Origin of the sequence: Mesorhizobium sp. M8A.F.Ca.ET.057.01.1.1 (assembly GCF_003952565.1) — a bacterium.
In the GTDB taxonomy this organism is placed as follows: domain Bacteria; phylum Pseudomonadota; class Alphaproteobacteria; order Rhizobiales; family Rhizobiaceae; genus Mesorhizobium.
On sequence record NZ_CP034454.1, the window covers coordinates 4,928,939 to 4,951,291 of the forward strand.

Consider the following 22,353-nt stretch of genomic DNA (forward strand, 5'->3'; position numbering starts at 1 on the left):
CTGTGGCGATGGAGGAGCCACAGAGGGAGGAACACATGACCCATTCTATCGGTAGCATTCCCGGCATTTCGCGACGCCAGTTCATCGCCACCTCAATGGCCGGTGGGGCCGCGCTCGCGCTTGGTGGCGGCAAGGCCTTCGCCCAGGCGGCCGACACGCTGAAGGTCGGCTTCGTCAGCCCGCGCACCGGACCGCTCGGCGGCTTCGGCGAGACCGACGGCTATGTGCTCGACCTCGCCCGCAAGGCGCTGGCCGGCGGCATCGAGCTCGGCGGCAAGAAATACAGTGTGGAAATCCTCGACCAGGACACGCAATCGGACCCCTCCCGAGCGGGCCAGCTCGCCAAGGACCTGATCAACAACCAAGCCATCGACCTGATGCTCGCGGTGTCGACGCCCGAGGTCATCAACCCGGTGGCCGATGCCTGCGAAGCCGCCGGCGTGCCGTGCCTGTCAACGGTCATGCCGTGGGAAGCCTGGTATTTCGGCCGCGGCGCCAAGCCCGGCGCGCCCTCGCCGTTCAAATGGACCTATCATTTCGGCTTCGGGGTCGACGAATTCTTCAGGGCCTACGTGTCGCAGTGGAACCTGATCGAGACCAACAAGAAAGTCGGCGTCATGTATCCGAACGACGCCGACGGCAACGCTATCCGCGCTCATCTCGCGCCGTTGCTGGCCAAGCAGGGTTTCACCATCGTCGACCCGGGCGCCTACGAGACCGGCACCACCGATTATTCCTCGCAGATCGCGCTGTTCAAGCAGGAGGGCGTCGAGATCTTCAACTCCTTCCCGATCCCGCCTGACTTTGCCGCCTTCTGGCGTCAGGCGGCCCAGCAAGGCCTGATCAAGCAGATCAAGATCTGCCAAGTCGCCAAGACCGGCCTGTTCCCATCCGACATCGAGGCGCTTGGCGACCTCGGCGTGAAGATTTCCAGCGCCGCCTACTGGCACAAGGCCTTTCCCTACAAGTCGCCGCTGACCGGTGTTTCGGGGACCGAGCTTGCCGACGGCTACGAGGCGGCGAGCGGCAAGCAGTGGACGCAGCAGCTCGGCGCCTCGATGTCGCTGCTCGATGCCGGCTTCGAGGCGCTGAAAGCGAGCTCCAATGCCAAGGACAAGGCGGCGGTGGCCAAGGCGCTGAGCACGCTCAAGACCGAGACCATGATCGGCAAGGTCGACTTCACCGGCGGCCCGGTGGCCAATGTATCGCCCGGCCCGATCATCGGCACGCAATGGATTGCAGCCAAGGAAGGCAGCAAATTCCCGCTCGACTATGTGGTGACCGAAAACGCCACCGATCCGAAAGTGCCTGTCGAAGCCAAGCTTCTGCCTTACAACGGCTGATGGACCGCTGACGAGGACCGCCTGGTGACCCATCCGCAACAACAGGCTGTTCTCGCCGCCGCCGGCATCCACAAGCGCTTCGGCGCGCTAGTGGTGCTGGATGCCGTCGATTTCACCATGGCAGCCGACGAGGCGGTCGGCATTGTCGGCCCGAACGGCGCCGGCAAGACCACGCTGCTCAGCGTGCTTTCAGGCGCCTTTCCGCCAAGCACCGGCACGGTCAGCTTCAAGGGTGCGGACGTGACGTCCGTGCCGGCGACGCAGCGCTGCCGGCTGGGCCTGGTGCGCACGCATCAGGTGCCAAAACCCTTCAGCGGCATGACCACTTTCGAGAATGTTTTTGTTGCCGCGTCACATGGCGCGGGGCTCGGCCGAGACGAGGCCTATGAGGAGGCGCTCGGCTCGCTGAAGCTGTGCGGCATGCTTGGGGTCGCCAACCGGCGCGCCGAGACGCTAGGGCTGCTCGATCGCAAGAGGCTGGAATTGGCACGCGCATTGGCGGCCAGACCGACGCTGCTGCTGCTGGACGAGATCGGCGGCGGTTTGACCGATGGCGAAGCCGGCGAGCTTGTCGACACGATCAAGGAATTGCGCCGGCGCAAGATCGGCATCGTCTGGATCGAGCACATCGTGCACATCCTGCTGCAGGTGGCCGAGCGGCTGATCTGCATGGATGCGGGCAAGATCATCGCCGATGGCGACCCGCAAATGGTGATGGCCGATCCGGAGGTCGTGCGCGCCTATCTCGGCGGTGGTCCGAAATGAGCCTGCTGTCGGTCGAGAACCTGGTTGTCCGGCACGGCCTGCTGCAGGCGGTGCGTGGCGTCAGCTTCGGCGTCGAGCGCGGCGAGACGCTGGCGCTGGTCGGCGCCAATGGCGCCGGCAAGACGACGCTGCTCAGGGCCATCGCCGGCGCGCATCAGCCGGCGGCCGGCCGCGTGCTTCTGGATGGTGCCGATCTCACCAGCGTGTCGTCGCACCGACGCGTCGGCATGGGCATAGCGCTGGTGCCGGAAGGGCGAAAGCTGTTCGTGCGGATGACCGTCGAGGAGAACCTGCTGCTGGGCAAGACCACCGGGCGGCCAGGCGACTGGAGCGTCGACAGAGTGCTGGACATGTTTCCCAATCTGAAACCGCGCCGCCATGCCAAGACGGGCCATCTGTCGGGCGGCGAGCAGCAGGCGACGGCGATCGGCCGGGCACTGATGAGCAATCCGGATGTGCTGCTGCTGGACGAGGTCTCGCTTGGTCTTTCGCCGCTGATCGTCGACCGTGTCTATGCGGCACTTCAGGGGCTGATCGCTTCGGGCACGACGATCATCCTCGTCGAACAGGACCTCAACCGGGCGCTGTCGGTTTCGGACAAGGTCATCTGTATGCTGGAGGGACGCATCGCGCTCGAAGGCGAGAGCAAGAGCGTGTCGCGTGAGAATGTGACGAAAGCCTATTTCGGCCTGCACCGGAAGGGCACCGGGAGCGTTCCCGCATGAGCAACCAGATCATCCAGGGCATCCTGCTCGGCGGCTATTACGCGCTGATCGCCTGCGGCCTGTCCTTCATGTTTTCGGTGATGCGCATCATCAACCTCGCCCATGGCAGCCTTGCCGTGTTCGCCGCCTATGCGCTATGGTTTTTGGCCTCGCGGTTCCACATCCCGCCGTTTCTCGGCCTGCTCATCGTCTTGCCAGTGATGGCCGTGATCGGCTGGGCGTTGCAGCGCTTTCTGCTCGAGCGCAGCGCGCGCGGCGGGGCGCTGCTGCCGATCCTGACCACGTTTGGGCTGGCCATCGTCATCGACAACATGCTGTTCGAACAGTTCGGCGCCGACACCCGTTCGCTGGCACCCTTCATCGGCAGCCTGTCCTATGATTCCTGGGAATGGCCGGGCAGCATCTATGTCGGCAAGCTCGCGGTGATCATGTTCGCTACCGCCGTGGCCCTGCTTGGCGGGCTGCAGCTGTTCCTGACTCGCACCCGGCTTGGCCGCTCGATCCGCGCGACCTCGGAAGACCCAGACACTGCCGGCCTGGTCGGCGTCGATGCACGGCGTGCCAACGCAGTTGCTGCCGCCATCGCCATGGTCACCGTCGGCCTTGCCGGCGCATTCCTTGGCATGCGCGCCACATTCGATCCCTATGCCGGCGCGCCGCAATTGCTGTTCGCCTTCGAGGCGGCGGTGATCGGCGGCGCCGGGTCGCTATGGGGAACGCTGATCGGCGGCGTCGTGCTGGCGCTGGCCCAGACGCTCGGCGCACAAGTGCATCCGCAGGGGTTTCTGATCGGCGGTCATGCCGTGTTCCTTGTCGTGCTGTTCGTGCGGCTTTCGGCGTCGGGACTTGGCTTGCGCGGGCTGCGGCACCTGCCTACCCGGAGCGCGTCATGAGCGTCGTTCCGACCTCGCCCATGATCGAGCGCGGCACAGCGACGTCGCGGATCGCCGCGATTGCGGTCGCGCTCATCATCGCGCTGCTGGCGATCGCGCCGCAATTCCTGTCGGCCGGCGCGGTCGACCGCATGACGGCGCTGTTCATCTATGTGATCCTGGCGGCGATGTGGAACGCGCTGGCCGGTTTCGGAGGGCTGGTCTCGGTCGGCCAGCAGGTGTTCTTCGGGCTCGGCGCGTATTTTGCCATCCGCCTCGCCGATGCCGGCCTCAACCCCTTTCTGGCGCTCTTTGCATCGGGAATTATCGTCGGCGCGGTTTCCTGGCCGCTGTCGCTGTTCATGCTGCGGCTGAGGAATGGCGAGTTCGCCATCGGCATGTGGGTGATCGCGGCGCTCACTCATCTGCTGGTCAATCTCGACCGGCTGGTGCAAGGCGAAACCGGCACCTCGCTGATCTCGCTCAACGTCTACGATGCCTCGATAAGGCGGGTGACCATCTACTGGCTGGCTCTGGCCTCGATGACGGCCCTGCTCGCTATCCTCTTCGGCCTGCTGCGCGGCAGCACGGGCGCCGCCATCCGCGCCATTCGCGACAATGAGGACGCCGCCGCTTCGGTCGGCGTGCGCGTCACCGGCACCAAGCGGCTGCTGTTCGTGCTTGCCGCCTTCGGCATCGGCATTGCCGGCGCATTGTGGCTGGCGACCTCGATCACCTTCCAGCCGAAAACCTACTTCAACGTCCAGTGGACAGCCTACATGATCTTCATGGTGCTGGTCGGTGGCATCGGCACCTTCGAGGGCGCCATTCTCGGCGCGCTGGTCTTCTTCCTCATCGAGACCTGGTTCGGCGGCGCCGGCGTCTGGTACCTGGTCGGCCTCGGCGCCACCGCCGTGCTGTTTTCGCTGTTCCTGCCCCGCGGCCTGTGGGGAACGGTCGACGAGCGCTTTGGCCTGCGCCTGCTGCCGGTCGGCTACCGCGTCAGGCTACCGCTGAACGTCGCCGATGGCGGCACGATCCCGTCGCAGCAAGCCACAACATATCAGGAGAAGGCATAAGCATGCTTTTCGGCAAGGCCATCCTCATCACCGGCGTTGCCTCAGGCATCGGCGCACGCTCGGCGGAACTTGCCGGCCAGCTCGGCGCAGACGTGATCGGCGTCGATGTGCGCGAGCCGGCCGCAGCGGTTGGCAGTTTCGTCAAGGCCGACATCTCGTCGAAGGCGGGCGTCGATGAGCTCATCGCGCGCCTGCCGCCGCGCATCGACGCGCTCTGTAACGTAGCCGGCCTCTCCGGCAACACCGGTGCGGCCTCGACGCTGGCCGTCAACTTCTTCGGTCTCCGGGCGCTCTCGGAAGGGCTTGCGCCGAGACTTCGCGAAGGTGGCGCCATCGTCAACGTCGCCTCGATCGCCGGCTATGGCTGGCGCGCCAATCTCAACCGCGCCGCCTCGATGGTCGGCATCGAAGGTTTCCCCGATGTCGCCAAAGTGGTCGCCGACCACGCGGTGAAGAACGAGGAAGGCTACCCCGTGTCCAAGGAACTGCTGCTCCTGTGGACGATGCGCGCGGCACATCAGGAGCTGTTCAGGAGGCGCGGCATTCGCGTCAATGCGGTGAGCCCCGGCCCAGTCGAAACACCGATCCTGAAACAGTTTCGCAGCGTGCTTGGCGATGCCCGCGTCGACAGCGACATAGCCCGGGTCGGACGTGCCGGCACTTCGGGTGACATCGCCCCTGTCGTGCTGTTCCTGTGCTCGGATGGCGCGCGCTGGGTCAACGGCGCCAATGTGCCGGTTGACGGTGGCCTCGAAGCATCGATCAATGCCGAAGTGCTCGGCTTCTAATCTGTGAAGCTCCATCGAGAGCGAGGGAAAGAACAATGGACATCGGACTTCTGATCGACGGCGACGAAAAGGCGGCAACAGGCAAGGCTTCCTACGAGCGCATGGACCCGTTCACCGGCAAATTGGCGACGCGCGCGGCAGCGGCAAGCGTGGCCGACGCCAACAGCGCCGTCGACGCAGCCGCCGCTGCCCTTCCCGCCTGGTCGAAGACCGGGCCCGGCGAGCGCCGCGCCTTGCTCTCCAGAGGGGCCGATGTGATGGCCTCCAAGGTCGGCGAATTCACCAGGCTGATGATGGAAGAGACCGGCGCCACCGGCCCCTGGGCCGGTTTCAACGTCATGCTGGCAGCCAACATGCTGCGCGAGGCGGCGGCCATGACGACGCAGATTTCGGGTGAGATCATCCCGTCCGACAAGCCGGGCACGCTCGCCATGGCGATCCGCCAACCGGCAGGTGTATGCCTCGGCATCGCACCATGGAATGCACCGGTCATTCTCGGCACACGCGCCGTGGCCATGCCGATCGCCTGCGGCAATACCGTGGTGCTGAAAGCCTCCGAAATGTGCCCCGGCACGCACCGGCTGATCGGCCAGGTGCTGGTCGAGGCGGGGCTGCCCAAAGGCGTCATCAATGTCGTCACCAACGATCCCAGCGATGCCGCTGCAATCGTTGAAGCGCTGGTCGCGCATCCCGCAGTCAAACGCGTCAATTTCACCGGCTCGACCAAGATCGGCCGGATCATCGCCGAGCTCGCCGGCCGGCATCTGAAGCCGGCGCTGCTTGAACTCGGCGGCAAGGCGCCGGTGCTGGTGCTGGACGATGCCGACATCGACGCGGCGGTGAACGCGGCCACCTTCGGCGCCTTCATGCATCAGGGCCAGATCTGCATGTCGACGGAGCGGCTGATCGTCGATGAAAAGATCGCCGATGAATTCGTGACAAAGCTCGCGGCCCGTGCCTCGCAACTGCCGGCGGGAGACCCGCGCGGCCATGTCGTGCTGGGCTCGCTGATCAGCAGCCAGGCGGCCGACAAGATGGAGGAACTCGTAGCCGATGCGGTGGCCAAGGGCGCAACGCTTGTCGCCGGCGGCAAGCGCAGCGGTACCGTGGTCGAGGCAACGCTGCTCGATCACGTGACGCCGACGATGCGCGTCTATTCGGAAGAATCCTTCGGGCCGGTCAAGCCGGTGATCCGCGTCAAGGGCGAGGACGAGGCCGTGCGGGTCGCCAACGACACCGAATATGGCCTGTCGTCAGCCGTCTTCAGCCGCGACATCCGTCGCGCCATGGCGGTCGCCGCCCGCATCCAGGCTGGCATCTGCCATATCAACGGACCGACGGTCGGAGATGAAGCGCAGATGCCGTTCGGCGGCGTCAAGGGCTCCGGCTATGGCCGTTTCGGCGGCAAGGCCTCGATCGCCGAATTCACCGATTTGCGCTGGGTGACGATCGAGGATCCCGGCCAGCACTATCCGTTCTGACTCGGCTTCGCTTCGGGACGGCTGACAGTCAAACGGCCAATGACGGGGTGAAGCGAACACTGGCTGTTTGCTTCTGGCCAGGCGCCAGTACGATGCAGCCGGTATGGTCCTCGTCGTCCGTCCGGTTGAAAGCGTCGGTGATGTTGCTGACCGGCTCGGCGCAAAAGAACGGCTCGCCCGGTGGCGTGTAGAGGACGAGGAAATCGAGCGGCGCCTCGGCCTCGATGCCCAACTGCCGTCCGTGCTCCGGCCAGGTGATACGGGCGCGGCGCGCCCATCCGGTGAAGACCGTGTCGAAGTCCACTTCCGACACGTCAAAGCCGATGGATGGATCGGCGCCCGCCGGCGGCGGGACATGCCGGATGGGCAGGACCTCCTGATCGGTTTCCCACATGCCTGATACCCGGGCCTGGACATGGGTCCACGGTGTCGACGGAAAATAGGGATGGAGGCCGAAGCCGACCGGCATCGGCGCGTCCGACAGGTTGCGCACCGCAATGGTCATGCACAGCCTTCCGTCGGCCAAAGAGATCGCTTGCTCGGCTTCATAGCTCCATGGCCAGGTATCAGCGGTGTGCCGGTAGCGCAGGACGATCGTGCTCGCTTGGTGACTGACGACCGTCCACGGGCGACGCCAGCCATGGCCATGCTCGTAGTGCGGATCGTCAGGCTGGCTGGGCAATTGGATCGAACGCCCCGCGAATTCGAAGCGGCCATCCCTGATCCGGTTGGAATAGGGGACAAGCGGAAAGCAGGCCATGGCGCCGGCATCGCGACGGCTGACCGCCACTGGATCGGCCGGGCGCAGCCAATCCACGGCCGAACCATCCCGCCACCACCGATACGACGCCAGCGCTCCGCCGGCGGCCGGAGCAATCTCGACCGTCGCGATGCCGTCACTGATCGAGACCAGTTCCATATGCTGCGCGACGGCCTCAGCGGAATTCTTTGTCATTGGCACTCCCCAATCCCTTGACTCCAATCGCCATGACTATAAGACATATCATATGAATAGTATGAAGAATAGAAAATCGTTCAGCACCGCACGCACGTCACGGGTTGCCGTGGCGGTTTCCAGCGGCTCCACCGCGCTGCACGCCACCGTTGTCGAGCAAATCGGCTTGCGCATCGTTCAGGGCGATTTCCTGCCCGGCGAGGCCCTGCCCAATGCCGACGATTCCAGCGAGATGCTGGGGGTCAGCCGCACGGTGCTGCGCGAGGCGATCAAGGTCTTGGCCGGCAAGGGGTTGGTCGAATCGCGACCGAAGACCGGCACGCGGGTGCGGCCACGTTCCGACTGGAATTTTCTCGACCCCGACGTCCTGTCCTGGCGCTATGCCGGCGGTGTCAGCGCCGAGGATGTGCGGGCGCTGTTCGAATTGCGCCGCGCCATCGAGCCGATGTCGGCGGCCCTCGCCGCGCGGCGTGCAACGCCGGCGCAGATCGCCGAGATCCATGCGGCGCTGGCCGAAATGGAGGCAGTCAGCGACGATGGCGACCGCTTCGCCAAGCCCGATTTGGTGTTCCACCAGACAATCCTGCGCATGACCGGCAACGAGTTGATCGGCTCGCTGGCAGCGCTGGTCGAGACCGCATTGGTAATGAGCTTTCGTCTTTCCAACGACAATCCGGAAGGCCAGCGCCATTCCTTGCCGCTGCACCGGGAAGTGGCCGAGAAGATTGCCGCCGGCGACGCCGCCGGCGCGCAAAAGGCGCTGCTGGTGCTCATCGACAATGCGGAGGACGACGTGCGCCGCAGCGTCGAGAACCGCAACAAACGCCGCAACGACCGGGGCCAGCGATCGTGACCGAGACCAAACGCAAACTGCGGTCCGAAGCATGGTTCGGCGGTGAAGGCAAGAACGCCTTCATGCACCGCAGCTGGATGAAGAATCAGGGCATTCCCGCAGACGCTTTCGACGGCCGCCCGGTGATCGGCATCTGCAACACCTGGTCGGAACTGACCCCGTGCAATGCGCATCTGCGGGCGCTGGCAGACCACGTCAAACGTGGCGTCTATGAAGCCGGCGGCCTGCCGGTGGAATTCCCTGTCATGTCGCTGGGCGAAAGCAACATGCGCCCGACCGCCATGCTGTTTCGCAACCTGGCCAGCATGGATGTCGAGGAATCCATCCGCGGCAATCCGATCGATGGCGTCATCTTGCTGGTCGGCTGTGACAAGACCACGCCGGCGCTCTTGATGGGCGCTGCCTCGTGCAACCTGCCAACCATCGCCGTGTCCGGCGGACCGATGCTCAACGGCAAGTTCCGCGGGCAGGATATCGGCTCTGGCACGCATGTCTGGAAATTCGCCGAGGAGGTCAAGGCCGGCCGCATGCCGGTCGCCGACTTCCTCGCCGCAGAGCAGGGCCAGAGCCGGTCGGCGGGCAGTTGCATGACGATGGGCACCGCTTCGACGATGGCCAGCATGGTGGAAGCGCTCGGCATCGGCATGCCGGACAACGCCGCGATCCCGGCGGTCGATTCGCGCCGGGGCGTGCTCGCCCAGCTGGCCGGACGGCAGATCGTCGATCTCGTCCGCCGCGACGTGACGATTTCGCAGATCCTCACCAAGCAGGCCTTCGAGAACGCCATCCGCGTCAATGGCGCGATCGGCGGCTCGACCAATGCGGTGCTGCATCTGATCGCCATCGCCAACCGGGTTGATGTCGATCTCAGCCTCGATGACTGGGACCGCCTTGGCCGCGACGTTCCGACCATTGTCGACCTGATGCCGTCGGGCCGGTTCCTGATGGAAGATTTCTACTATGCCGGGGGGCTAGCTGCGGTCATGGCGTCGCTTGATGAAGTGGGGCTTCTTCATCGCGACGCCATGACCGTCAGCGCCAAGACCATCGGTGAACTGATCGACGGAGCGCCCAACTACAACCGTGAGGTCATTCGGCCGCTGAGCGAGCCGCTGACCAAGGAGGGGGGCATTTCGATCCTGCGCGGCAATCTGGCGCCCAACGGAGCGGTCATCAAGCCGTCCGCGGCAACGCCCGAGCTGATGCAGCATCGCGGCAAGGCCGTCGTCTTCGAGAATATCGAGCACTACTACGCCCGCATCGACGATCCGGAACTGGATATCGATGCCTCCTCGGTGATGGTGCTGAAGAATTGCGGGCCGCGCGGCTATCCCGGGATGGCCGAGGTCGGCAACATGCCGCTGCCGGCCAAGCTGCTTAGAGAAGGCGTCTCCGACATGGTGCGCATTTCGGACGCGCGCATGAGCGGCACGGCCTACGGCACGGTGGTGCTGCATGTGGCGCCCGAGGCGGCGGCAGGTGGCACGCTCGCCCTGGTGCGTGACGGCGATCTCATCGAACTCGACGTTGCCGGCCGTCGTCTCGAGCTTTTGGTTTCGGATGAAGAACTGGCCATCCGCCGCCGTGACTGGAAGCCCCCGACGCCACCGCAGGGCGGCTACCAGAGCCTCTATGTCGAGCGCGTGCTGCAGGCCGACAAGGGCTGCGACTTCGACTTTCTCGTCGGCCGGCGCGATGCCGGCGTCCCCCGGCATTCCCATTAGAGAGGCGCGCGATGACGGATCAGATCGGCAGCTACGCGACCTACCCCAGCCTCAAGGGCCGCAGCGTGTTCATTACCGGTGGCGGCAGCGGCATCGGCGAAAGCCTGGTGCGCCATTTCTGCGCGCAAGGCAGCCGCGTCGCCTTCGTCGATCTGGCCGAGGAGCCTTCGCGGCGCCTGGTCGATGCGATCGTGACCGAGGGGCATGCCGCGCCGCTGTTCATTCCCTGCGACCTGCGCAATGTCGAGCAGTTGCAGGCGGCGACCGCGGAGGCGATGCAACACAACGGCCCGATCCAGGTGCTTTGCAACAATGCCGGCAACGACGACCGCCACCAGACCAAGGACGTGACGGTGGCGTATTGGGACGATCGCATGGCGGTCAATCTGCGCCACCAGTTCTTCGCGGCCCAGGCAGTGCGCCCGCAGATGAGCGCGCAGGGCGGTGGCTCGATCATCAATTTCGGCTCCATCACCTGGATGGTCGGCGATCCCGACTGCCCCGCTTATGTGACCGCCAAGGCGGCGGTGTACGGCATGACGCGGGCGCTGGCCCGCGAACTCGGCCCCGAGCGCATCCGCGTCAACTGCATGGTGCCGGGCTGGGTGATGACCGAGCGCCAGATGAGCCTGTGGCTGAACCCGGCCGGCGAACGCCAGATCGACGAGAGGCAGTGCCTGCCCGATCGGCTGCAGCCTTCCGACATCGCGCGCATGGCGCTGTTCCTCGCCGCCGACGACAGCCGCATGTGCACGAGCCAGCAGTTCATCGTCGATGCTGGCTGGGTGTGACCGGTACAGCCTCAAAGGAAGAAGGTATTTCATGCGTCTGGTACAGTACACAACGCCCGATGGCAGCAGGCGGGTCGGCCGGGTTTCCGATGACGGCAACCGCCTGCATCCGCTCGACAAGACCAGCACCGTGCTGGAACTCGCCGAAGCGGCGATTGCCCAGGGTGCATCGATCACGGCGCTGGTCGAGAAGCGGACGGGTGCGGCCACGGTCGACTATGGCGAACTGCTGCGCGATGGCCGCGTGCTCGCTCCCGTCGACCACCCGGAGCCGGCACGCTTCCTGGTCACCGGCACCGGCCTGACCCACACCGGAAGTGCCGCCGCGCGCGACAAGATGCATGTGCTGACCCATGGCGAGGACGCCGAGGAATCGGATTCGCTGAAGATCTTCCGCATGGGCCTGGAAGGCGGCAAGCCCGGCGCCGGCAAGATCGGAATCCAGCCCGAATGGTTCTTCAAGGGTGTCGGCACCTGTGTCGTGCCGCCCGGCGCCGATCTGCCTATGCCGGCTTTCGCACGCGCCGGTGCCGAGGAGGCCGAGATCGTCGGGCTCTACCTCAATGGGCCGGATGGCCGCCCCTATCGCATCGGCTATGCTCTGGGGAACGAATATTCCGACCATGTGACGGAAGCCGAGAACTACCTCTATCTCGCCCACTCCAAACTCCGCTCCTGCTCGATCGGCCCGGAGCTTTTGATCGGCGACCTGCCCGAAGAAGTGCGCGGCCATTCCCGCATTCTGCGCGACGGCGCGGTCATCTGGGAACAGGAGTTCCTGTCGGGCGAAGCGCACATGTCGCACTCGATCGCCAATCTCGAACATTTCCATTTCCGCTACCCGATGCACCGCAGGGCGGGCGACCTGCACGCCTATTTCTTCGGGGCGGCGGTGATGAGCTACGCCTCCGGTATCAAGACGGCTTCCGGCGACGAGTATGAAATCCAGGCACAGGCATTCGGCAAGCCGCTGCGCAACCGGATGGTGTCGGTGCCGGACGAGGGACTGGTCGCCGTCACCCAGCTGTGACGGCAAAAGCCCCGGAAATTACGGTCCACCAGAACGACAATGGGAGATTAAAAATGGGACTGAAGAAAGCATTTCTGAGATTAGCGACGATCGGGCTCGGCATCGGCCTGATGACATCGGCGGCGCTGGCCGCGAACCTTCGCGTGCTGGCCTGGGACGGCTATGCCGACCCGGACTGGGTGAAGGACTTCACTGCCGCCACCGGCATCGGCGTCGACGTCGTCTTCATCGGTAGCGATGACGAGATCTGGGCCAAGATCAAGGGCAGCGAAGGGCAGGACTTCGATGTCTTCGCCGTCAACACCGCCCAATTGCAGCGCTACATCAAGGCCGATCTGGTATCGCCAATCGACATCACGAAACTGCCGAACCAGAAGGACGTGCTGCCGCGCTTCCGCGATCTGTCGCAGGTCAGCGGCGACACCAAGGACGGCAAGGTCTACGGCATTCCGTTCTGCTTCGATTCCATCGGGCTGATCTACGACACCGACAAGGTCAAGCCGGCGCCGACCTCGATGTCGGTGCTGTGGGATCCGGCCTACAAGGGCAAGATCCTCGCCTATGACAATGGCGAGCACAATTTCTCGTTCACCGCGCTGACGCTCGGCTACAAGGATCCGTTCAACCTCAATGCGGAGCAGATGGCGGCGGTCAAGGCCAAGCTGGTCGAACTCAAGCGCAATGTGCTGAGCTTCTACACCACCGCCGACGAGGCGCAGCAGATCTACCAGAACAATGACGTCGCGCTGATCTGGGCCAATTACGGCCAGCAGCAGGTCAAGGCGTTGCAGAAGATCGGCGCCCATGTCGCCTACGTCAACCCGAGCGAAGGCGCGCTTGCCTGGCTCGACAACTGGGTGATCTCCAAGGGCGTCCGCGACAATGCGGCGGCCGAAAAGTGGATCGACTTCATGCTGAGCAAGAAGATCGGCGGCGAGCTTTCCGAGCGTACCGGCTTCGGCAACACCGTGGTCGAGTCGAGCAGCGCCGGCGGCAACGACAAGCTGGTCTGGCTCAACAATGTCGAGGATCCGCTCAAGCGTTCGGACATGTGGAATGAGGTCAAGGCGACGCCCTGATCTTTTCCGCGCCTGACCTCGAAGGACCCGGCGGTCCGGACGTTCCGGACCGCCGAAGCGTATGCGAGAATATTCCATGAACCAGAACACCGACCTCTTGACGCTGCGGTCCGTCTCGAAATCCTACGGCACGGTTCCTGTGCTGCACGACATCGACCTGTCGATCCGGGACGGTGAGTTCCTCACCGTTCTTGGACCGTCGGGTTCGGGCAAGACCACGGTCCTGCGGCTGATCGGCGGGCTGGAGCCGCTGACCGCGGGCGAAATCCGGCTGGACGGCCAGGAGATCAGTCGCATGCCGATCAACAAGCGGCCGTTCAACACCGTGTTCCAGGACTATGCGCTGTTCCCGCATATGACGGTTTCCGGTAATGTCGGCTATGGCCTTTCGGTGCGCCATATCAAGCGCAAGGAGATCGCAAGCCGTGTGTCGCAAGCCCTCGAACTGGTGCAACTCGGACGTTTCGCCGACCGCTTTCCAGCGCAGCTTTCCGGCGGCCAGCGCCAGCGTGTCGCGCTCGCCCGGGCGCTGATCTGCCAGCCGCGCCTGATCCTGCTCGACGAGCCGTTGGCGGCGCTCGATCTCGAACTGCGCCGGCAGATGCAGGAATTCCTGAAATCCATCCAGCGCGAGATCAAGACCACCTTCCTGTTCGTCACTCACGACCAGGAAGAAGCGATCGGCATGGCCGATCGGATCTGCGTCATGCAGGCCGGCCATATCCGCCAGCTCGGCACGCCGCATGAGCTGTACTACAAGCCGAATTGCGAGTTCGTGGCGCGCTTCTTCGGCGAGAACAATCTGGTGGCCGGAAAGCTCGGTCCCGTGCAGGGCGAGCAGCGGCCAATCGAGACCGCGCTTGGCCGCCTGGTCTGCTCGATCAGCGGCCAGCCGCATCTCAAGGCCGCCGCCGACGGCGCCAGCGCCTTCGCGGCGTTCCGTCCCGAAGCCTTGCGCCTCGCCGATGCAAAAGACGGCGACAACCGTTTCTCAGGTGCGATCGCCGATCTGGCCTTTGCCGGTTCATCGACCGTTGCCACGATCATGGCGGGCGGGGACAATGCCGCGCAACGGCTGAGGCTGCGTATGCCGAGCCGGATCGACGGCAGCGCGCTGAAATGAGGCCAGACGGTCTCGCTTTGCTTTGCGCCGCATGAAGGCCATCTGGTGCTGGCATGAGCGGAGCCGGGTCGACACAGGCGGCGGAACGGCGATTGTCGCAGCTGGTGACGGTGCTGGCCTTCGCCTTGCCGGTGATCTTCGTCCTCGTGCCGTTGGCGATCTTCCTGGTCTACAGTTTCTTCAGCGTCGACCAGGGCACGATCGTCCAGGCGCCGACGCTCGGCAACTATGTCAGGTTCTTCACCGATCCGATCTTTCTGCCGGTGTTCTGGAACACCATCGTACTGTGCGTGTCGGTAGCGGTGATCTGCATCCTTCTCGCCTATCCCGCCGCCTATTTCCTGACGACGCTGAAAGGGCGGTGGCGTTACGCCTTGCTGATGCTGCTGCTGGTGCCGCTGCTGATGAGCTACGTCATCAAGATCTATGCGATCCGCAGCATCCTCGGCCTCAACGGCTTCCTCAACAAGGCGCTGGTGGCGCTCGGCATCCTGGATCAGCCGTCGACGCTGTTTGTCTTCAACATGAACGCCATCCTTTTGACGCTGAGCCTGCTCTTGATCCCCTTCGCCATCCTGCCGATCTTCCTCTCGCTGGAGCGGATCCCGCAGACCTTGCTGCGTGCCTCGGATGATCTGGGCGCCAGCAGCCTGCAGACGTTCCTGCGCATCACCTTGCCGCTCAGCCTGCCCGGCGTCGCCTCGGCGGCGAGTTTCGTCTTCGTGCTGGCGATCGGCGATTTCCTGACGCCGCAGATGGTCGGCGGGATCAGCGGCTTCACCTTCGGCCGCATCCTCTACAGCCAGTTCGGCACCGCCTATAACTGGCCGTTCGGCGCGGCGCTGTCGGTGGCGCTTGCGATCGTGGTGATCGCCGCCATCCTCATCGGCGAACGGTTCGGACGCAGCCGGGGGACGTCGGTATGAGTGCGTTGCCCCGGCCGTCCACCATCTTCCTTGCCGCGATCACGTCACTGGTCGCGGTGCTGCTCTACAGCCCGCTGTTCGTGCCGATCGTGTCGTCGTTCTTCATCGTTTCACATGGCAATGTCGACTGGTCGTCGCCGACCCTTTCGACCTATGTGGCGCTGGCGGGGAACCACGACATCCTGGCCGCCCTGCGCACCACGCTGGTCGTCGGCGTCTGCACCGTAATCCTGTCGGTGGTCAGCGGGACGCTGCTGGCGCTCTACTACCACGGCCGCCGCTCAGGCCGTTCGGTTCTGCAGTTCATCATCTTCCTGCCGTTCTTGATGCCGCCGATCATCAGCGGCCTGGCGTTGCTGATCTTCTTCCGCGAGATCGGCCTCGAACGGTCGCTGCTGACCGTCGTCATCGGCCACACGGTCTTCGTGCTGGCGATCGTCTATCGCACCGTGCTGATGCGGCTGCAGTCGATGAGCCGCACGCTCGTCGAGGCATCCTACGATCTCGGCGCCAGCGGCTGGCAGACCTTCTGGCGCGTCATCCTGCCGAACCTGTCGAGCGCCATGGTCGGCGGCGCCATCCTGGCCTTCGCGCTGTCGTTCGACGAGACGATGATCACCATCCTGGTCACCGGCACGCAAAGCACGCTGCCGGTCAGGCTGTGGGCGATGATGCGGCTTGGCTTCTCGCCCGACATCAACGCCCTGGTGGCGCTGATCCTGATGTTCACAGTGCTGCTCTGCGTGCTCGCCGCCCGTTTTCTGATCCCCAGGCAGATGGCGACGGAACGGAATTGAGTTTCAAGCCAATGGGCGGAGGTCGAAGACTCGTCCTGGATTGAGGATGTTGTTCGGATCGAGCGCCGACTTCAGCCGCCGCATCGCAGTGATTTCGGCGTCGCTGCGCACCAGATGCAGCCACTGCTTCTTGTCGAGGCCGATGCCATGCTCGGCCGACACGCCGCCTCCGGCCGCCGCCACGCCGCGATAGATGATGCCATAGGCCGCCGCCGGATCCTTGGTCAGGACCTGATAGTGCAGGTTGCCGTCGCCGAGATGGCCGAAGACATAGATATCGGCGCCGGGATCGACGGCATGGATGGCGGCATCCGCTTCCTGCAGGAAGGCTCCCATACGCGCCAGCGGGATGCTGATGTCGGCGCCGATAAGGCCCTTGATCGAAAACAGGACGCGATTGGCGTCTTCGCGCACATCCCACAGCGTGCGGAATTCGCGCGGCGATTGCGAGACGACCACATCGTCGACAACGTCGTCCTCGACCGCCTGCATCAGAACCTCGGCGAAGCGCTCGCTGTCGCGGTCCGGCTCGCCGCCCTGGATCTCGGCCAACACATAGACGGGTGAGCCAGCAGGCAACGGCGCCGGCATGGCCATGCTGGCGACCATGACGTCGTAGAGCGGCGCGAAGTTGACCTCATAGGCGGACAAAAGCGGGCCGAGTTTTTGCCGCAGCAGCCCAAGCAGGGCGATCGCCGCATCGAGCGAAGGGAGCGCGCAGAAGGCATTCACCTCGGAGGCAGGCTTCGGATGTAGCCTGAGCGCGGCGCGGGTGACGACGCCAAGCGTCCCTTCCGCGCCGATGAAGAGCTGGCTTAGATCATAGCCGGAATTGTCCTTGGGCAGGCCCTTCAGCGAAGACAGCACACTGCCATCGGCCAGCACCGCTTCCAGCCCCAGCACCTGCGCCCGGTACATGCCGTAACGCAGCACGCGGATGCCGCCGGCATTGGTGGCGATGTTGCCGCCGACCGTGGCCGAACCGCGCGCGCCGATATCGACGCCGAACATCAGCCCGGCGCCGTCGGCCGCCTCCTGCACCGCCTGCAGCGTGGCGCCGCCTTCGGCGATAATGCTGGCGGCTTGGATGTCCGGCGCGGCGAGGCCGTTCATCCGCTCCAGCGACAGCACGATCTCGCCCGACTGGACGCGTGTGCCGCCGGCCAGCCCGGTGCGCCCGCCCTGGATGACGACCGGCTGACCGAGAGCGTTGCAGCCAGCGAGTGCTGCGGCCACACCAACGGTATCGCGCGGACGCAGCACCACTTCCGGCAACAAGCCAAGCCTGCCGTCGGGATCGTCGCGGTAGCGCTGATCGACATCAGAGCCGGCGAGCACGCCGCCCGCGCCCAGCCGATCGCCAAGCGCGGACAGAAGTCGTTGTGTTTCAGGCGACATCGGGCTCAGGCGCCCGTGTGGCAAAACGCGTCATCCGCATACACCGACCGGACGGCCCGATGGGTATCCTTGTCCAACACGCTCGCATCCTTCAATCGCAGCCGGCTGATCCTATTCGTGATGGCGTGCCGTGCAAGCGATATCGGCATCAATCGCGAGAGCCGAGATTGATGCCCGAAGGATAGCGCAGTTTACTTAAGCTTGGCCTGCAGGGCGTTGACGTCGTCGGTGGTCATTTCACCGTCGGTGGTCACCTTGCCGTCGACGATCTTCCACAGCCGGAACGGGCCGGTGATGTCGCCGAACTTGTCGAAGGCGACAGGGCCGATGACGCCTTCGTAACGGATCGGCTTGCCATCCTTGATCAGGCCGAGCGCCTTGGCGAACTCCTCCTTGCCGGCATAGATCGGCGTGCCGGCAGGGTCGACCGCCTTGTACATGGCATCCTTGATCTTGGCCGGATCCTCGGAGCCGGCAATGGCGATGGCCAGGCCGACGATGGCGCCGGCATCATAGGAACGGTCGGCCGCCGGGTTCGACGGTTCGATGCCGGAGAATGCCTTGTAGTTCTTTGTGAAATACTCGGTCGAGGCGGTCGGGCTCGTGCCGGAGGACGTGCCGTAGGCGTCCTTCAGATAATCGGCGCCGACGGAGTCGATGAAGTCAGGGCTGTTCATGCCGTCATTGAGCAGGAACTTCTGCACGCCGCCCTGGGAAATCCAGGTGCGGGCAACGGTGGCGCCATCGACCGGCGTGCTGACGAGATAAAGACCGTCCGGCTCGCCTCCCATCGCCGCGGTGACCTCGGAGGCATAGCTCGATTGCTTCTCATTGTAGGGCGTGTCGGAAACGATGGTGCCGCCGAGCGCTTTGTAGGCACGCGAGAATTCGGCCACCATGTTGACGCCGAAGTCGTTGTTGACATGGATGATCGCCAGCTTCTTGAAGCCCTTGTCGACGGCGTATTTGGCGGCGGCCACGCCCTGGAGCGCGTCCGAGGTGATGGTGCGGAAGAAGATGCCGTTGGTCTTGCCGTCGCGGCCGAGTGTCGTCAGCGTTGGCGAGGATGACGCCGGCGAGACCTGGACGATCTTGGCCGGAGCGGTGACCGAGGTCAGGATCGGGATCGACACCGAGGAAATGATGCCGCCGATGATGACTGGCACCTTCTTGACTTGAACCAACTGGGTCGCGGCGTCGACCGCGATGTTGCCCTGGCTCTGGCTGTCACGGGTATCGGTGACGAGATCGCAGCCGCGCACCCCGCCGGCGTCGTTGATGTCGCGGAAGGCCATTTCGACCGACTTGGCGCCGGCCTGGCCGTATTCGCCTGCCGGACCGGTCAGTTCCATGACGAGGCCGACGGTGATCTTGCAGTCGGCGGCCTGGGCAGCACCGGCAATCGTGACCAGAGCAAGCGCGGTGGTGAGTTGGAGTATCGTCTTTCTCATTGTTGTTCCCCTTGAGTTACACGAACTGGTTTGACGTCTGGAAAGTCTCAGTGTTCCGGCACCTGCAGCCAGGTTTCATGCAGGTGCCGCCATTGGACGCCATTGGGCGCCGATGAACTGGTGGTGAAAACGGCACTCGACTGGCGGCGGCTATGCTTGCCGCCACGCAACTGCGCCTCGACGTAGAGGACTACGATGGCATCGCCGTCCTGCCAGCCGGGCCTAATGTCCTCGATCGAGATGGCGAAGCCGTCGTCGCACGTGGCGCGGCTGGAGCGGACATGGTCGATCACGGCATCGCGGTCGAGGATCTGGCCGCCCGGTGCGATCATGGTCAAGCCTTCTCCCATGACGGCTTCGAAGCGGCCGAAATCCACTTTGTCGGCCCGCGCGGCGACGAACCAGTCGACGAAGAAGCGATGCAGATCGACGACTTCGGCACAGGCTTGCGAAAACAGCTTGTCGTCCATGGGCGTCACACCCGGCCCGCGTTCAGATTGTAGTGCATGATCGAGCCGTGGCGGCCATGGCGGTCGCGCTCCAGCGTGTAGACGTCACCCTCGAGGCCGTTGCCCTGCGCTATGACGGCGGCAATCCGCGCACGGTCGTCGGCGTCGAGCACGATGTTCATGATCTCCGCATTGGCCAGCGCATGGGCCTGGTTGCGGGCACCGACGATGACGGCGGCGACTTGCGGCTGCTCCAGCACCCAGGCGCTGGCGATGGTGGCGATGTCGGCACCGTGGCGATCGCCGATCGCCTTCAGGGTCCCGAGCAGCTGCTGGAACAGGTCCCAGCCGCCGTAATCATCGATGATCAGCTTGTATTTGACCAGCGAGCGGTTTTCGAGCGGCGTGACAGGTTCGGCCACGCCGAGCCATCTGTCGCTGAGGAAGCCGCCGGCCACAGAGCCGTAGCAAAGGAAACTGACGCCGTTTTTCTCGGCAAGTGCCGCGAGCCTGTTCGCCGGACGCTGGTCGAGCACCGAATATTGCAGCTGCTGGCTGACCAGCGGGATACCGGCGGCCAGGATTTCGGCGAGTCGTGGCGTGTCGAAATTGGTGGTGCCGAGATTGCGCACCTTGCCCTCGCGCCGAAGCTCCTCGAGCCAGCCCATCGCCTCGACGTAGCCGGCCGTCGCATAATCCCACCAGTGGAACTGGACGAGATCGAGCCGCTCGGTCTTCAGCCGCCGCAGCGACTGGTCGACGATGCCCCTGATATAATCGCGACTGATGTTGGCCAGCCGTTCCAGATCGGGCACCAGCTTGGTGTGCACCTTCATTTTGGCCGCCGCATCGAGGCCGCGTTCATTGGCCAGCCGCAACCGCGCGGCGCCGATCAACTCCTCGACGCCTGTGTAGATATCGGCGCAGTCATAGGTCCAAATCCCCGCATCGAAGGTGGCGATCAGGTCGGTCACCGCTTGGCTGCGATCAATGGCGCCATGGCCTCCGGCCAGTTGCCAGCCACCTCGTATGACGCGCGAGATGGTGTAGCCCGGGCCGAGGTCGAAGGTCTTGGCGGTCATGTCCGGTCATTCTCCTTCGGCAGTGGCACGGCCGTCGTCTCGGCATGGCTGAACCGCCGCTTGGCCAGCCTGACGATCCGGAGCCGGCTGGCGCAGTTGGGGTCGGGACAGGCGATCTCGGCGTCCGAGGTCATCCAGTCGTTCGGGTGCGTCGGGCGCTGTTTTGCCGCGAGCAGCGGCAACACGGCGGCAAGCGAGTAGATCGAGAAACCCTGCCCCGCCGGCATCAACAGCATCTCGCCCTTGAGCTCGAAATAATCGCCGGCCTTGGCGCCGCAGTAGATCGGTTTGCCCTGCGGGATGACCGCCTCGACGCGAAGATCGAAGAGCTCGAAACTGTCGTCAGCCATTTGAAGCCTCCACCAGGCTGAAGGTGATGTCGCAGGCGCCGTTGCGCCGGATCACCCCACAGGCGGCGGCGAATTGATCGCGCTCCTCGGCAAGCACCTGTGCCACCACGCTGCCGGCCAGCCAACCGATCGGGAACAGAAGCCGCGCACCCTGCCCGTAGAACAGGCCGATGTCGAAGATGGCATTGGGATTGCCGCCCCACATGCGCGGCGGCACGTAGGACAACACGATGTCGCCCGGCTGCGGCGTCAGCGTCGCGTTCTCCGCCGGCAAGGGTCTGGCATAGGTTTGGCCTTCAAGATCGGCGGCGGGAACCGGACAGGAAATCTCGGGTCCCGTCCACATCGCGTGGATGCCGGGGACGACGCGTGGCGTGGCAAGATAGGCCGTGAGGAAGGCGGCGTTTTCCGGCGCCTTCCCAGGCAACAAGAGTGCCGTGACGGAGAGCTTCGAACGCGGCTCGCTGATCCTGATGGCGGTCATATCTGGGCTTTCGCGGCGGCGGATTGCAGCTTGTTCCGCAGGAAGGTGAAGGGCCGGCTGATGTCGGCGGCCAGCGCCTCGCGCGCCGCATGCGCGTCCTGCGTGGTAAGCGCCTCGACGATACGGCGGTGATACTGGGCGGTGTCGACCTCGCCGGCTTCCGAGAAGGCGTAGATGGCGACGCGGATGCATGGCCCCGATTGCAGCCACAGGCTCTCGATCATCGGGATCAGCACGGCCGAGCCGCAGGATCGGTAGATCTCGAAGTGAAAGCTCTGGTTGAGCGTCACTTCGCGGTCGACATCCTTCTTGTGTTTCAGCGCCCGCATCTCGTCCCATTCGGCCAGAATGGTTTCGATGGCAGCTATCTGGCGCGGCCCCATGCGCGCCGCGGCAAGCGCGATCGCCTCGCCTTCGATCAGGACGCGGGCACGTAGGAGATCGTCGAGACGTTCCAGCGTGATTGGCGGCACGCGCACCGAACGGTTGGGTAGCGCCTCCAGCGCCTTTTCCGTGATCAGTCGGCCGAGCGCCTCGCGCACCGGCATGGTCGAGGTGACCAGCGCATCGGCCAGACCGCGGATCGTCAGCACCTGGCTTGGCTCGAACAGACCGCCGATCAGCGCGCGCCGCAACTCGGAATAGACGCGATCCTGTACGGTTTCGCGGCCGACCGGCGCGAGCTGGGCCGCGATCGCCTCGTTGTTCTTTCCGATAGCAGCCTTTTGCATGGAATTCCGTTCTCGGCGGGTTTTCGGCTTGCGGATGAAATTAAAGCCGAATAGCGTGATCAAAGCAAGTGTGATCA

Annotated in this window: 23 protein-coding genes; 15 read left to right on the top strand and 8 right to left on the bottom strand. The window is 64.6% G+C overall.

Annotation, left to right across the window (positions count from 1 at the left end; all coding sequences use genetic code 11):
- Window positions 1-35 precede the first annotated feature (35 nt).
- The 7 genes from EJ077_RS23510 to EJ077_RS23540 all read left to right on the top strand — a co-directional run bounded on the left by EJ077_RS23510 (window position 36) and on the right by EJ077_RS23540 (window position 7,053).
- The gene (locus EJ077_RS23510; RefSeq protein ID WP_208696688.1) at window positions 36-1,343 is read left to right on the top strand and encodes an ABC transporter substrate-binding protein; all 1,308 of its coding nucleotides are present in this window, start codon (window positions 36-38) and stop codon (window positions 1,341-1,343) included.
- 117 nt (window positions 1,344-1,460) lie between these two features.
- Window positions 1,461-2,108 carry an ABC transporter ATP-binding protein gene (locus tag EJ077_RS23515; RefSeq protein WP_245458801.1) on the top strand — a complete coding sequence of 216 codons (648 nt, stop codon included), beginning with the start codon at window positions 1,461-1,463 and terminating at the stop codon, window positions 2,106-2,108.
- On the top strand, window positions 2,105-2,833 hold the full coding sequence (locus EJ077_RS23520; protein WP_208696690.1) for an ABC transporter ATP-binding protein: 729 nt from the start codon (window positions 2,105-2,107) through the stop codon (window positions 2,831-2,833). The genes EJ077_RS23515 and EJ077_RS23520 overlap by 4 nt, the downstream gene beginning before the upstream one ends.
- Window positions 2,830-3,726: a branched-chain amino acid ABC transporter permease gene (locus EJ077_RS23525; protein WP_208696693.1), complete on the top strand. Its 897-nt coding sequence runs from the start codon at window positions 2,830-2,832 to the stop codon at window positions 3,724-3,726. Before EJ077_RS23520 ends, EJ077_RS23525 begins: the two co-directional genes overlap by 4 nt.
- Window positions 3,723-4,784: a branched-chain amino acid ABC transporter permease gene (locus tag EJ077_RS23530; protein ID WP_208696694.1), complete on the top strand. Its 1,062-nt coding sequence runs from the start codon at window positions 3,723-3,725 to the stop codon at window positions 4,782-4,784. Before EJ077_RS23525 ends, EJ077_RS23530 begins: the two co-directional genes overlap by 4 nt.
- Window positions 4,785-4,786: 2 nt before the next feature.
- Window positions 4,787-5,572, top strand: a complete 786-nt coding sequence (locus EJ077_RS23535; protein WP_208696695.1) for a coniferyl-alcohol dehydrogenase — start codon at window positions 4,787-4,789, stop codon at window positions 5,570-5,572.
- A 35-nt stretch (window positions 5,573-5,607) separates the two neighbouring features.
- On the top strand, window positions 5,608-7,053 hold the full coding sequence (locus EJ077_RS23540; protein WP_208696696.1) for an aldehyde dehydrogenase: 1,446 nt from the start codon (window positions 5,608-5,610) through the stop codon (window positions 7,051-7,053).
- A gap of 28 nt (window positions 7,054-7,081) precedes the next feature.
- Here EJ077_RS23540 and EJ077_RS23545 read toward each other — a convergent pair whose 3' ends face one another.
- Window positions 7,082-8,008: an aldose 1-epimerase gene (locus EJ077_RS23545; RefSeq protein WP_208696697.1), complete on the bottom strand. Its 927-nt coding sequence runs from the start codon at window positions 8,006-8,008 to the stop codon at window positions 7,082-7,084.
- 61 nt (window positions 8,009-8,069) lie between these two features.
- On the opposite strand from EJ077_RS23545, the gene EJ077_RS23550 reads away from it, so the two are divergent.
- From EJ077_RS23550 to EJ077_RS23585, 8 genes are all read left to right on the top strand, one after another.
- Entirely contained in the window at window positions 8,070-8,861 is a 792-nt protein-coding gene (locus EJ077_RS23550; RefSeq protein ID WP_208696698.1) for a FadR/GntR family transcriptional regulator, read from the top strand.
- Window positions 8,858-10,585, top strand: coding sequence for an IlvD/Edd family dehydratase (locus EJ077_RS23555; RefSeq protein ID WP_208696699.1), 1,728 nt, complete (start codon window positions 8,858-8,860; stop codon window positions 10,583-10,585). The genes EJ077_RS23550 and EJ077_RS23555 overlap by 4 nt, the downstream gene beginning before the upstream one ends.
- An 11-nt stretch (window positions 10,586-10,596) precedes the next feature.
- On the top strand, window positions 10,597-11,376 hold the full coding sequence (locus EJ077_RS23560) for an SDR family NAD(P)-dependent oxidoreductase (protein ID WP_208696701.1): 780 nt from the start codon (window positions 10,597-10,599) through the stop codon (window positions 11,374-11,376).
- A 31-nt stretch (window positions 11,377-11,407) separates the two neighbouring features.
- Window positions 11,408-12,406: an AraD1 family protein gene (gene araD1 / locus EJ077_RS23565; protein ID WP_208696703.1), complete on the top strand. Its 999-nt coding sequence runs from the start codon at window positions 11,408-11,410 to the stop codon at window positions 12,404-12,406.
- 53 nt (window positions 12,407-12,459) lie between these two features.
- Window positions 12,460-13,485 (top strand): ABC transporter substrate-binding protein, encoded by a 1,026-nt coding sequence (locus tag EJ077_RS23570; protein ID WP_127279053.1) that lies wholly within the window; start codon window positions 12,460-12,462, stop codon window positions 13,483-13,485.
- A 76-nt stretch (window positions 13,486-13,561) separates the two neighbouring features.
- Window positions 13,562-14,608, top strand: coding sequence for an ABC transporter ATP-binding protein (locus tag EJ077_RS23575; RefSeq protein WP_208696705.1), 1,047 nt, complete (start codon window positions 13,562-13,564; stop codon window positions 14,606-14,608).
- Between the two features lie 53 nt (window positions 14,609-14,661).
- Entirely contained in the window at window positions 14,662-15,534 is an 873-nt protein-coding gene (locus EJ077_RS23580) for an ABC transporter permease (protein WP_208696707.1), read from the top strand.
- The gene (locus EJ077_RS23585) at window positions 15,531-16,331 is read left to right on the top strand and encodes an ABC transporter permease (protein WP_127279050.1); all 801 of its coding nucleotides are present in this window, start codon (window positions 15,531-15,533) and stop codon (window positions 16,329-16,331) included. The genes EJ077_RS23580 and EJ077_RS23585 overlap by 4 nt, the downstream gene beginning before the upstream one ends.
- 3 nt (window positions 16,332-16,334) lie before the next feature.
- Here EJ077_RS23585 and EJ077_RS23590 read toward each other — a convergent pair whose 3' ends face one another.
- From EJ077_RS23590 to EJ077_RS23620, 7 genes are all read right to left on the bottom strand, one after another.
- Window positions 16,335-17,729: an FAD-binding oxidoreductase gene (locus tag EJ077_RS23590; protein ID WP_208696710.1), complete on the bottom strand. Its 1,395-nt coding sequence runs from the start codon at window positions 17,727-17,729 to the stop codon at window positions 16,335-16,337.
- 191 nt (window positions 17,730-17,920) lie between these two features.
- Entirely contained in the window at window positions 17,921-19,180 is a 1,260-nt protein-coding gene (locus EJ077_RS23595) for an ABC transporter substrate-binding protein (RefSeq protein ID WP_135865096.1), read from the bottom strand.
- A gap of 47 nt (window positions 19,181-19,227) precedes the next feature.
- Complete coding sequence (locus tag EJ077_RS23600; RefSeq protein ID WP_135865094.1) at window positions 19,228-19,650, bottom strand: DUF4440 domain-containing protein; 423 nt, start codon at window positions 19,648-19,650, stop codon at window positions 19,228-19,230.
- A gap of 5 nt (window positions 19,651-19,655) precedes the next feature.
- Window positions 19,656-20,711, bottom strand: coding sequence for an aldo/keto reductase (locus EJ077_RS23605; protein WP_208696712.1), 1,056 nt, complete (start codon window positions 20,709-20,711; stop codon window positions 19,656-19,658).
- Window positions 20,708-21,061, bottom strand: a complete 354-nt coding sequence (locus EJ077_RS23610; protein WP_208696714.1) for a TIGR04076 family protein — start codon at window positions 21,059-21,061, stop codon at window positions 20,708-20,710. Before EJ077_RS23610 ends, EJ077_RS23605 begins: the two co-directional genes overlap by 4 nt.
- A complete protein-coding gene (locus EJ077_RS23615) occupies window positions 21,054-21,545 on the bottom strand; it encodes a DUF3830 family protein (RefSeq protein ID WP_208696718.1) in 492 nt (163 codons plus the stop codon). Before EJ077_RS23615 ends, EJ077_RS23610 begins: the two co-directional genes overlap by 8 nt.
- Entirely contained in the window at window positions 21,542-22,276 is a 735-nt protein-coding gene (locus tag EJ077_RS23620; protein ID WP_208696727.1) for a GntR family transcriptional regulator, read from the bottom strand. The genes EJ077_RS23615 and EJ077_RS23620 overlap by 4 nt, the downstream gene beginning before the upstream one ends.
- Window positions 22,277-22,353: the final 77 nt, after the last annotated feature.

Coding starts and splice junctions, on each gene's coding strand:
- EJ077_RS23585 (WP_127279050.1), top strand. CDS start 15,531: ATGAGTGCGTTGCCCCGGCCGTCCACCATCTTCCTTGCCGCGATCACG.
- EJ077_RS23610 (WP_208696714.1), bottom strand. CDS start 21,061: ATGGCTGACGACAGTTTCGAGCTCTTCGATCTTCGCGTCGAGGCGGTC.
- EJ077_RS23580 (WP_208696707.1), top strand. CDS start 14,662: ATGAGCGGAGCCGGGTCGACACAGGCGGCGGAACGGCGATTGTCGCAG.
- EJ077_RS23590 (WP_208696710.1), bottom strand. CDS start 17,729: ATGTCGCCTGAAACACAACGACTTCTGTCCGCGCTTGGCGATCGGCTG.
- EJ077_RS23560 (WP_208696701.1), top strand. CDS start 10,597: ATGACGGATCAGATCGGCAGCTACGCGACCTACCCCAGCCTCAAGGGC.
- EJ077_RS23575 (WP_208696705.1), top strand. CDS start 13,562: ATGAACCAGAACACCGACCTCTTGACGCTGCGGTCCGTCTCGAAATCC.
- EJ077_RS23550 (WP_208696698.1), top strand. CDS start 8,070: ATGAAGAATAGAAAATCGTTCAGCACCGCACGCACGTCACGGGTTGCC.
- EJ077_RS23570 (WP_127279053.1), top strand. CDS start 12,460: ATGGGACTGAAGAAAGCATTTCTGAGATTAGCGACGATCGGGCTCGGC.
- EJ077_RS23620 (WP_208696727.1), bottom strand. CDS start 22,276: ATGCAAAAGGCTGCTATCGGAAAGAACAACGAGGCGATCGCGGCCCAG.
- EJ077_RS23520 (WP_208696690.1), top strand. CDS start 2,105: ATGAGCCTGCTGTCGGTCGAGAACCTGGTTGTCCGGCACGGCCTGCTG.
- araD1 (WP_208696703.1), top strand. CDS start 11,408: ATGCGTCTGGTACAGTACACAACGCCCGATGGCAGCAGGCGGGTCGGC.
- EJ077_RS23530 (WP_208696694.1), top strand. CDS start 3,723: ATGAGCGTCGTTCCGACCTCGCCCATGATCGAGCGCGGCACAGCGACG.
- EJ077_RS23540 (WP_208696696.1), top strand. CDS start 5,608: ATGGACATCGGACTTCTGATCGACGGCGACGAAAAGGCGGCAACAGGC.
- EJ077_RS23515 (WP_245458801.1), top strand. CDS start 1,461: ATGGCAGCCGACGAGGCGGTCGGCATTGTCGGCCCGAACGGCGCCGGC.
- EJ077_RS23600 (WP_135865094.1), bottom strand. CDS start 19,650: ATGGACGACAAGCTGTTTTCGCAAGCCTGTGCCGAAGTCGTCGATCTG.
- EJ077_RS23615 (WP_208696718.1), bottom strand. CDS start 21,545: ATGACCGCCATCAGGATCAGCGAGCCGCGTTCGAAGCTCTCCGTCACG.
- EJ077_RS23510 (WP_208696688.1), top strand. CDS start 36: ATGACCCATTCTATCGGTAGCATTCCCGGCATTTCGCGACGCCAGTTC.
- EJ077_RS23595 (WP_135865096.1), bottom strand. CDS start 19,180: ATGAGAAAGACGATACTCCAACTCACCACCGCGCTTGCTCTGGTCACG.
- EJ077_RS23535 (WP_208696695.1), top strand. CDS start 4,787: ATGCTTTTCGGCAAGGCCATCCTCATCACCGGCGTTGCCTCAGGCATC.
- EJ077_RS23605 (WP_208696712.1), bottom strand. CDS start 20,711: ATGACCGCCAAGACCTTCGACCTCGGCCCGGGCTACACCATCTCGCGC.
- EJ077_RS23545 (WP_208696697.1), bottom strand. CDS start 8,008: ATGACAAAGAATTCCGCTGAGGCCGTCGCGCAGCATATGGAACTGGTC.
- EJ077_RS23525 (WP_208696693.1), top strand. CDS start 2,830: ATGAGCAACCAGATCATCCAGGGCATCCTGCTCGGCGGCTATTACGCG.